This is a genomic window from Paenarthrobacter sp. CM16 (assembly GCF_013179505.1).
GTDB lineage: Bacteria > Actinomycetota > Actinomycetes > Actinomycetales > Micrococcaceae > Arthrobacter.
In genome coordinates this window covers 1-9255 of record NZ_JABMCX010000189.1, presented here as the reverse complement: position 1 = coordinate 9255, position 9255 = coordinate 1, and the positions used below count along the sequence as shown (strand labels likewise).

8 protein-coding genes are annotated in these 9255 nt (G+C 62.4%); all 8 read left to right on the top strand.

Annotated features, from left to right (window positions below; translation table 11 throughout):
* A partial coding sequence (locus tag HP499_RS16065; protein ID WP_216660067.1) for a GMC family oxidoreductase occupies positions 1–355 on the top strand: 355 nt, incomplete at its 5' end.
* Positions 356–362: 7 nt separating this feature from the next.
* Positions 363–767: a DUF6379 domain-containing protein gene (locus tag HP499_RS25230; RefSeq protein WP_253951636.1), complete on the top strand. Its 405-nt coding sequence runs from the start codon at positions 363–365 to the stop codon at positions 765–767.
* Positions 764–1657 carry a sugar phosphate isomerase/epimerase gene (locus HP499_RS16060; protein ID WP_253951635.1) on the top strand — a complete coding sequence of 298 codons (894 nt, stop codon included), beginning with the start codon at positions 764–766 and terminating at the stop codon, positions 1655–1657. Before HP499_RS25230 ends, HP499_RS16060 begins: the two co-directional genes overlap by 4 nt.
* Entirely contained in the window at positions 1654–3213 is a 1560-nt protein-coding gene (locus HP499_RS16055) for an MDR family MFS transporter (RefSeq protein ID WP_309138406.1), read from the top strand. Before HP499_RS16060 ends, HP499_RS16055 begins: the two co-directional genes overlap by 4 nt.
* Position 3214: 1 nt before the next feature.
* Positions 3215–4246: a Gfo/Idh/MocA family protein gene (locus tag HP499_RS16050; RefSeq protein ID WP_172325229.1), complete on the top strand. Its 1032-nt coding sequence runs from the start codon at positions 3215–3217 to the stop codon at positions 4244–4246.
* Complete coding sequence (locus HP499_RS16045; RefSeq protein WP_309138405.1) at positions 4236–6473, top strand: glycoside hydrolase family 3 N-terminal domain-containing protein; 2238 nt, start codon at positions 4236–4238, stop codon at positions 6471–6473. The genes HP499_RS16050 and HP499_RS16045 overlap by 11 nt, the downstream gene beginning before the upstream one ends.
* 5 nt (positions 6474–6478) lie before the next feature.
* The gene (locus HP499_RS16040; RefSeq protein ID WP_172325228.1) at positions 6479–8125 is read left to right on the top strand and encodes a DUF5597 domain-containing protein; all 1647 of its coding nucleotides are present in this window, start codon (positions 6479–6481) and stop codon (positions 8123–8125) included.
* Positions 8126–8144: 19 nt separating this feature from the next.
* A complete protein-coding gene (locus tag HP499_RS16035; RefSeq protein WP_172325227.1) occupies positions 8145–9122 on the top strand; it encodes an alpha/beta hydrolase fold domain-containing protein in 978 nt (325 codons plus the stop codon).
* Positions 9123–9255 lie beyond the last annotated feature (133 nt).

Genomic DNA, 9255 nt, shown 5'->3' with positions numbered 1-9255 from the left:
GAACATCCACTACACCTTCACCGAACGTGATGAGCAGACGCTGTCTGCTGCGCGCGAATCTGTGATCGCCGCTGCGAGGTCCCTGGGAGAGCCGCTCGGGGAGGAACCGCTCACGTTCCCTGCCGGGGCCTCCCTGCATTACCAAGGCACCTTGCGCATGGGCACCAGCAACGATGGAACTGCTGTTTGCGATCCCACCGGGCAGGTCTGGGATGTCAGGGGCTTGTTCGTTGCCGGCAACGGTGTCATTCCGACCCCCACAGCCTGCAACCCCACATTGACCGGAGTGGCTTTGGCCGTCGCCGGTGCACGCCACATTGCTGAATCAATCAACTCCACGTCTACAGAGAAGTGAGGAAAACATGGTCCTCGAACGAGAACTGATCCAAAGCCGGGGCTTTCGCAACGTCCAGGAAGGAACGGACACGGTGGGCTTCGAAATAGCCCTGCGCATGCCCAATTACCGGGGCGTCTGGGGAAGCCTCATCGACGGCGTGGCTGTCACCGTAGATGGTCAGGAATGGAGCCGGGAAGTACCGTACTGGACACTCCAGGGTCGAACTTTCAGCATCCAGGAACTGCGCCGGTCCACCGATGTCCGCTGGCAGCTCGATGAACTGGCCACCGTCATGGTGCCGCTCGCAGGCGGCCTGGCCGTAGGTGTCCACGATGTGCGCGTTGATATCGCGCTGCACGCACCCTACATTCCAGCTGAGTTCCAACCGTCTATTTTCACGTCCCAGCGAAAGGTCACGGTCCTCGCATGAGCAACCTCAAGTACGGCGTCTCCCTCTACAGCTATACCGGTGATATGAACACCGTCCTCACCCTCGAAGACGCCATGGCACAAATAGCTGACATCGGCGCCACCGGGATCGAAATCCTGGGCGAAGGTCATGTGCCCAACTATCCGGAACCGTCCACCGCGTGGATCGACCAATGGTACGGGCTGCTCGAAAAATACCAGCTGGAGCCCACCAACTACGGGTCCTGGATTGACTCCAGCTTGTGGCGTCACCGCGACCTCACGGCCGATGAGGGTGCTGTGATGCTTGCCCGCGATCTCCGGCTGGCCCATCGCCTCGGCTTCACCTCAATTCGGCCCAAGATCGGTGTGGTGTCCATGGACCTCCGCCCCCACCCGATCTGGGAGGAAGTAATCGAGCGCAACCTCGATCTCGCAGCCGAGCTGGACCTCATCATTTGTCCGGAAATCCATGCGCCCACGCCCATCAAGCACCCGGTGGTGGACGAGTACATCGAGTTCATCGAACGGACGGGTTCGAAGAACTTCCGCCTGCTGATCGACACCGGGATCTTTCAGCGGGCAATCACCACAGCCAAGCACGACGGCCTTAGTGAAGAAGCCCAGGAAGAAGGCTGGCGGAAACCCCTGGCCGTTCCCATGTCGGATCTAGTGGACGTTCTGCCCTACGTGTCCTTCATCCAGGCCAAGTTCTTCGACATCGATGAGAACCTCGTTGACGGCCAGATTCCCTGGCGCGAGATCCTTCAAACCCTGAAGGCGAATAATTGGTCGGGTTACCTTTCCAGCGAGTACGAAGGCGATCGGCTGCCTTACCGATCCATCGAACAAGTGCGCCGGCAGCATGCTCTTCTGCACAGCCTGGAGGCCGAGATCGCCGGGACGCCGTGACCGAAGTCCGCAACAGCAACACAGCCCGGATCTCTCCCACACGTCTCCGGCTCCTCATGGCAGCGCTCCTGGCGGTGTCATTCCTTGGGGCCCTCGACCACACCATCGTTTCAACATCGTTGGCCACTGTTGCCGGTGAACTTGGAGCCCTCCAGCACATGAGCTGGGTGGTAGTGGGCTACACACTGGCAAGCACTGTCCTGCTTCCGGTACTCGGAGGGCTGGGCGATCGGGTGGGACCGCGGAGGGTCTTCCTCATTGCGCTGATCGGCTTTGTTGCAGCTTCCTTCGTGTGCGGCCTGGCGCATGACATGACGCAGCTGGTCGTCGCCCGGGTCTTCCAGGGCATGAGCGCCGCCGGACTCCAGCTGATGTCGCAGACAATCGTCGCCGAGGTGGCAACACCAAGGCAACGCCCGCAATACCTGTCACTGATCGGGGCCGCCTTTCCGGTGGCAATTTTGATCGGGCCGCTCCTCGGAGGCCTGATCACGGACCACTGGGGGTGGCCTTGGGTTTTTTGGATCAATGTCCCGGTGGGGCTGGCCGCGCTTCTCCTGGCGGTCATCGCCGTTCCGCACATTGAGCCGGCAGGCAGCAAAAAACGGTTCGACGGTGTTGGTGCACTTTTGCTCACAGCGGTCCTTGTGGCGGTGGTGCTGGCCGTTGCATGGTTCAGTTCAGCAAACTCCTCGGCGTGGATCGCCGTGGGTGCCGGCGCAGCGGCCCTGGTTGGCCTGATCGCCGTCGAGCGTGGCCAACGCAACCCGATCATCCCGGTCCGCCTGTTCCGCAACCGCACGTTCAGTGCAGGCGTGGGCTTGTCCGCAGTCATGGGTGCCGGGCTCATCTCGGCTACGGCGTACCTGCCAACGTATTTCCAGATGGCCTACGGCGTCAGTGCCACCGTCTCAGGGCTGGTTCCCATCGCCACGGTGCTCGGGATGTTGGTGGGTAACCTTGTGACGGGTTGGGCAGCTTCGCGGACGGGCCGCTACCGGGTCTTTCCGCTGGTCGGGACAATAATGGGGGCCCTCGGGCTCGGGGCCATGTCCTTGCTCCCGGCGGGCGTCCCGCTGTGGTTCCCGGCGTCGATCATGGCGTTCGTGGGCCTCGGCACCGGAGCGTTCATGAGCCTTGCCATAGCAATCGTGCAAAGTGCTGCACCACGCAGTGAACTCGGTACCGCTACGGCGGCTGCCGGGCTGAGCGGCCAGATCGGGTCCACCATCGGATCGGCAGTCGTGGGTGGAGTGGTGGGGTTCGGTGTCGCGTCGCTGCTGCCGGCCGGGCTGGATTCCCACACGCTCACCCCGGCCTTGGTCCATGCCGCCGGACCGTCCGTGCAGGCAGAGATCGCCTCGATTTACCACGACGTGTTCTCTCCCGTTTTCCTTTCCCTGGCGGGCGTCTACATCCTGGGCTTCATTGCCGCGCTGTTGCTGCCCGATGGACGCCTTTCCGATGAACCCGCCCCGGCAGGGGAACCTGACGACCTGGACGACTCAGCAAACCTGGACGACCCTGCCGATCTGGCACTGGAAGCAAAGGACTGACGTGCCCAACAACAACACCGTGAGATGGGGACTCGCCGGCACTGGAACCATTGCCCGCGAATTCGCGCAAACTCTTGCTGAAGTCCCCTCTGCCTCTCTCGCTGCTGCAGCGTCCCGGACCGCCGCGGCCTCGGGGAAGTTCTGTTCCGAATTCGGCATTCCGAAACAGCACCTGTCCTTCCAGGACCTTGCCCATGACCCCACCATTGACGCGGTGTACGTTTCAACCCCGGCAGGATTGCATCACGAGCATGCCAGGCAATTCCTGGAGGCGGGCAAACACGTCTTGGTCGAAAAACCCTTTACGTCCACCCACGCCGAAGCCCTCGATCTGTCCCAAACCGCCAAACGAACCGGGACAGTGCTGATGGAGGCCATGTGGTCCCGGTTCCTGCCTGCGTTCGTTGAGCTGAAGAGGCTGGTGGACAGCGGTGCGATCGGACAGGCCCGGAAGGTTGAAGCGTCCTTCGGTTTTCCGATTCCGGAGGCTGGGCCGCGGGCGCGGCCCCAGTTGTACGATCCCGCCCTTGGCGGCGGAAGCCTGCTGGAGATGGGCGTTTACCCTGTTCAGCTCTCGCACTGGTTGCTGGGCGATGAACCGGCCGTCGCCGCGTTCGGCCGCAGCAGCACCAGCGGGGTGGACCTGGACGCGACGGCGCTTTTGTCCTTCAGCGACGGTGCAACCGGATACATCAGCTCATCAATGTCCACAGTGCTGCCCAATATCGCACGGATACTGGGGACCGAAGGCATCATTGAACTGCCGGCCCCGCATCATTGTCCCAACGAGCTGACCGTTTCACGTTACAACCCCTCAGGGCCGGGACTTCAGCAGTCCCACACCATTCACGCGCCCATTGTTGGCGGCGGACTCAGGTACGAAATTCTCGAGTTCCATGGGCTTATCGAAGCCGGCAAATCCGAGAGCTCCGTGATGCCCTTGAGCGACTCCCTGGCCATCATGCGCACACTGGACCTCATCAGGCACCAGATCCACCAACCGTCCCAGGAGGATCCTCACCGTGAAAGTTAGAGTACAGCCGGAACAGATCCTGGCATCAATGACCCATGCAGAGAAGCTTGCGCAGCTCCAGATCGTCTGGAGGCCTGACTCCGCAGAAGCGGGGGACCTTGCACGAAGCGGTGCCGGTGCGCTCTTCTGGCCCCCGTCGGCGAAGGCAACCAATGACCTCCAACGGATCGCCGTTGAGGAGAGCCGGCACGGCATCCCGCTCCTGATCGGCCTGGACGTTGTCCACGGACAGTTCACCATCTTCCCCACCCCTCTGGCACAGGCCGCCAGCTTCGATCCCGAAGTTGCCGCAACAGATGCCAGGCTCTCTGCCAAAGAAGCCCGGTCCAGCGGGGTCAACTGGACTTTTTCACCCATGATCGATGTATCCCGGGACCCGCGGTGGGGACGCGTGGTGGAAGGGTTTGGCGAAGACCCCTTCCTCAATGCCGTCTTCGGGGAGGCCAAGATCCGCGGGTACCAAGGTGAGGACCTTGCGTCGAATACCTCCATAGCCGCCTGCGCCAAGCACTTTGTTGGCTACAGTGCTGCAGAAGGAGGCCGCGACTACAACACCACGGACATCTCTGTTCAACGGCTCCGCAACGTGTATCTTGAGCCATTCAGGGTCGCGGTCAAGGCGGGGGTTGCCAGTGTCATGGCGAGCTTCAATGCAGTTTCAGGTGTACCGATGCACGCCAACCGGGAGATGCTCACCAGCGTCTTGAAGGACGAGTGGGGACATACCGGCATCGTCGTTGCTGACGCCGGTGGCGTCGGCGAACTGGTTGAGCATGGCGTCGCCGCCAACGCGTCCGACGCCGGGCGGCTGGCACTTTCCGCCGGGCTCGATGTGGAGATGGGCGGCTCGTTGCTGAGCGGGGGTGAGCCCCTGATCGAGGAGGGCGTGGTGGATCCCGCGCGCCTGGACGACGCCGTACTCCGTGTGCTGCGGCTCAAGGAAGCGCTGGGCCTGTTCGAGAACCCTTATGTGGACGAGTCCGCAGCCGCAACCGGTCCTGATGAAGCCTCCCTGGCGGCCGCCAGGGCCACTGCCGCTCGTTGCCCCGTCCTGCTGAAGAACGACGACGGCGTGTTGCCGCTGAAGCCCCGGGGACAGCGAGTCCTTGTGGTGGGTCCTTACGCTGAAAGCAAGGACCACCTGGGCGCGTGGGTGCAGTACTTCGCCAGCCCCACCACCACCTCAATCGCCGAATCGCTCGCCGCGGCCCTGCCGGAGTCCGTAGTGACCACCTTGCCCGGTGCCACCTTCTTTGATTCCGATCCCGGCCTTCAGGCTGAAGCAGCTGCTGCTGCCGCTGAGGCGGACCTGGTGATCGTCGCCGTCGGGGAACCCAGTGACCTTTCCGGGGAGGCGAGCTCGCGGAGTTCATTGGACCTGCCCGGAGACCAGGAGAAATTGATCAATGCCATTGCCGGCTCGGGCACCCCATTTGCCGTAGTCCTGATGACGGGCCGTCCGTTGGTGGTCAGCGGATGGATTGACCAATGTCCTGCCCTTCTCCTGGCATGGCACTTGGGCACAGAAGCCGGAAAAGCGATCTCGGATGTCCTCACCGGCACGGTCAATCCCGGCGGCAAACTTCCCATGTCTTTCCCGCGATCAGTGGGTCAAGTGCCCGTCTATTACAACCACGAATCAACCGGCAGGCCCGCCCGCACGGGAGGCTCCCTCGCCCACCAACGGCCGGACGTGGGCTTGACCGGTCCCAACAACACCGATGACTACTTCAAGTCCAAATACCTGGACCTGGAGTTGGGCCCGCAATTCGGCTTCGGATACGGGCTCAGCTATACGACTTTTGAGCTGGAATCATCGCCGGAACAAGCACTTTCGGTCACCATGGACGAGCTGCGGACTGGATCCAGAATCACTTTCTCCACGATCGTCCGAAATACCGGAACAAGGGACGGCGACGATGTGGTCCAGTTGTATGTTTCCGATCTCCTGGCCAGCGTGACCCGGCCCGTCCGGCAGTTGCGGGGCTTCACCCGAGTATTCGTACCGGCTGGCGAAGAACGCCGTGTATCACTGACCATCGGCTTGGATGATCTGGGATTCTGGACCAACGATCACCAGGCCGGATACATCGTGGAACCAGGTTCCTTCCGGATAGGAATTGGCGACGGCACTGCCACCCAGCTGTTCGACCTCATGGTCACACCCCCTTCCCCAACAGCTTTCCCCGCAGACACCAATACCCGACCCACGAACTGTAAGGACTGACCACCATGCCACACCAGAACCTCCCGCGACTCGAGCGCACAGGCAGTCACACCCGCCTCATTGTGGACGGAAAGCCGTTTCTCTGCATCGGAGGGGAACTGCACAATTCGAGTGCATCCGACCGCGACTACATGTCGCCCATCTGGGACAAGTTGGCTAAGGCCGGAATCAATACCGTGATCGCTCCTGTGTCTTGGGAGCAGGTGGAACCGGTAGAGGGAGAACTGGACTTTTCGATCGTCGACAGCCTGGTAGAGGACGCCCGGTCCACCGGTGTCCGCCTGGTGATGATCTGGTTCGGGGCCTTCAAGAACGCTTTCTCCACCTATGCCCCCGGCTGGGTCCGGGCGGATCGTGAACGGTTCCCCCGCGCGGACAGGGGCACCAAACCCCTGAAGACACCCTTCTCCTACCCCGGGTCAATGCCGCGGCCGAGCTTGTCCGTCTTCTCCCGGGACCTTTTCGAAGCGGACAGGAATGCCTACACAGCCCTGTTGAAGCATGTGACCAAGGTCGATCCGGACCATACAGTCATCATGGTCCAGGTTGAGAACGAAGTGGGCCTGCTGGGTGCAGGAAGGGACCACAGTCCGCTGGGCGAAGCCGCATGGAATGCACCGGTCCCGGAGCCGCTGATCACCGCTGTTTCCCAGGCTCCGGGTTCCTTCGACCCTGAGCTGGTGCAGGCCCTCGGCGCAAACCCGGACGGCGGGAAGAGCTGGGCGGACTGCTTCGGCGATGACAACCCTGTTGCTGAGGAAACCTTCATGGCGTGGGGATTCGCTTCCTTCGTAGGAGGTTTGGCGGCTGCCGGGAAGGAAGTGCTGCCCCTCCCCGCGTACGCAAACGCCTGGATCGGCCCGCAACGTGGACAGGACCTTCCCGGCCAGTACCCCAGCGGAGGACCGACGGCCGGCATGGTCCCGGTATGGCGGGCGGCGGCGCCCGCCATCGACTTCCTGGCACCGGATATCTACGTTCCCAACGCAGAGGAGGTCATGCGCCAATATGCCTCCGATTCCAATCCGTTGTTCATCCCGGAAGCGCGTTTCCGGGCAGGAGATGCATTCCTGGCAATTGGCGGCTTCGGAGGCCTGGGCTACAACGTCTTCGGCGTGGAGGAAGGCAGGGAAGGCAACCAGTACAGCACAGCCTGCTCCATCATCACTTCCCTGACTCCGGAAATTGTGGACGCCCAGCGCGACGGCCGGATCTTTGGTTTCGCCCTTGACCCGGACCAGGAATCCCTCAGCACCAGCGTGGCAGGTACCGACATTACTGTCCGCAATTCAAGGAAGCTCCTTGAAGGCATGCTCCTGGACGCAGGTGTGCGGGTCCCGCCGGCGCCGGAACTCCTGGAAGAAACCGTGGCCGCCACCCACGGCCCCACCCCGGGAGACGCACGACCCTTCGGGATGGTCCTTGCCATCAATCCCACGCAATTCATCGTGGTGGGCCAGGGTGCCCAGGTGGACTTCCACAAAGCCGGTTGCGACGTTGAGCTTGACTCGGTGAGGGAGTTGCTGGTGACCGACTCCGGGCTAAGCGAAGGACGTTTCCTCAACGGGGACGAACGACTTGAGATCCTTTCCGACAAACACATCACCGCCGTGAAGGTCCGCATCCTCGTCAACGCCGGCAGCCAGCAGTAAGCACCAGGAAAGGAACTCCATGCCGCTCCACCCTGACATCGCCGCCCGGGTTCCCTTGCTGGACGGGATCCCATCATTGGAAGCCGGGCTCAGCGATCCGTCCATGAGGGCGCAGATGGAGGCCTTTGACGACTACCCCGATGCGCCTCCCCCACCAGCTGCCACCACCCGGATGGTTTCCGTGCCCGGCCCCCATGGGCCGGTTCCCGTCCGCATTTACACCCCCGCAGGAAAGTCCCCTGCAGGACAGTCCCCGGACACCCGAGCAGGACACGCACTGGTGTGGATGCATGGCGGTGCCTTCCAATTCGGGGACCTGGACACCAAGGAGGCCGACTGGACTGCCCGCCAATTGGTCCAACGGGCATCGGCCACGATCGTCAGCGTGGACTACCGGCTGGCAGTTAACGGCGTGCACTATCCGGTGCCCCTTGACGACGTCGTCGCCGCCATCCGATGGGTGCAGGCAAACATGGCGGAACTGGGCATCACGTCGCTTTCCGTGGGTGGCGCCAGCGCCGGCGCCAATCTGGCCGCTGCTGCTGCCCTGAGGCTCCGGGATGAGGACCACTGGGTGCCGGACCAGCTTGTGCTGGTGTATCCGTTGATGCATGCCGTGCCTCCTGCGCCCTCGGCCTCGCTCAGGACCGCATTATCGGAACTGCCGGACGCTATGCGGCTCACGCCGCGGATGATCGACTCTGCATCGGAGAACTATCTGGGAACGTCAAGCGATGTTCCGGCTCCGGGGTACGCCATGCCCGCGAACGCAGATCTGGACGGCCTCGGACCCACCTTGGTAATGAATGCCGAGTACGACGAATTGCGAGCCTCCGGCGAGACGTTCAGTGCCTTGCTTGCGGCCTGCGGTGTCGACGTGGAGCAGGTCAAAATTCCGGGCATGCTCCATGGCTTCCTGAACCTGCCCGCAACTTTAGTTCCCGTTGATGACGCACTGGACCGCATCGCTGCCCGGCTACGACCAAAAGGTCCCTGATCTCGAAACCACGCGATGGATCCGCAGGATGGGTTGGAAACATCGCCCAAAGGTGAGGTGGGATCTGAGTGGCGGCCCACTGCAAGACCTGCCACCCAGTACGCCTACGCTCTTGCCCAGACATATATAAGGT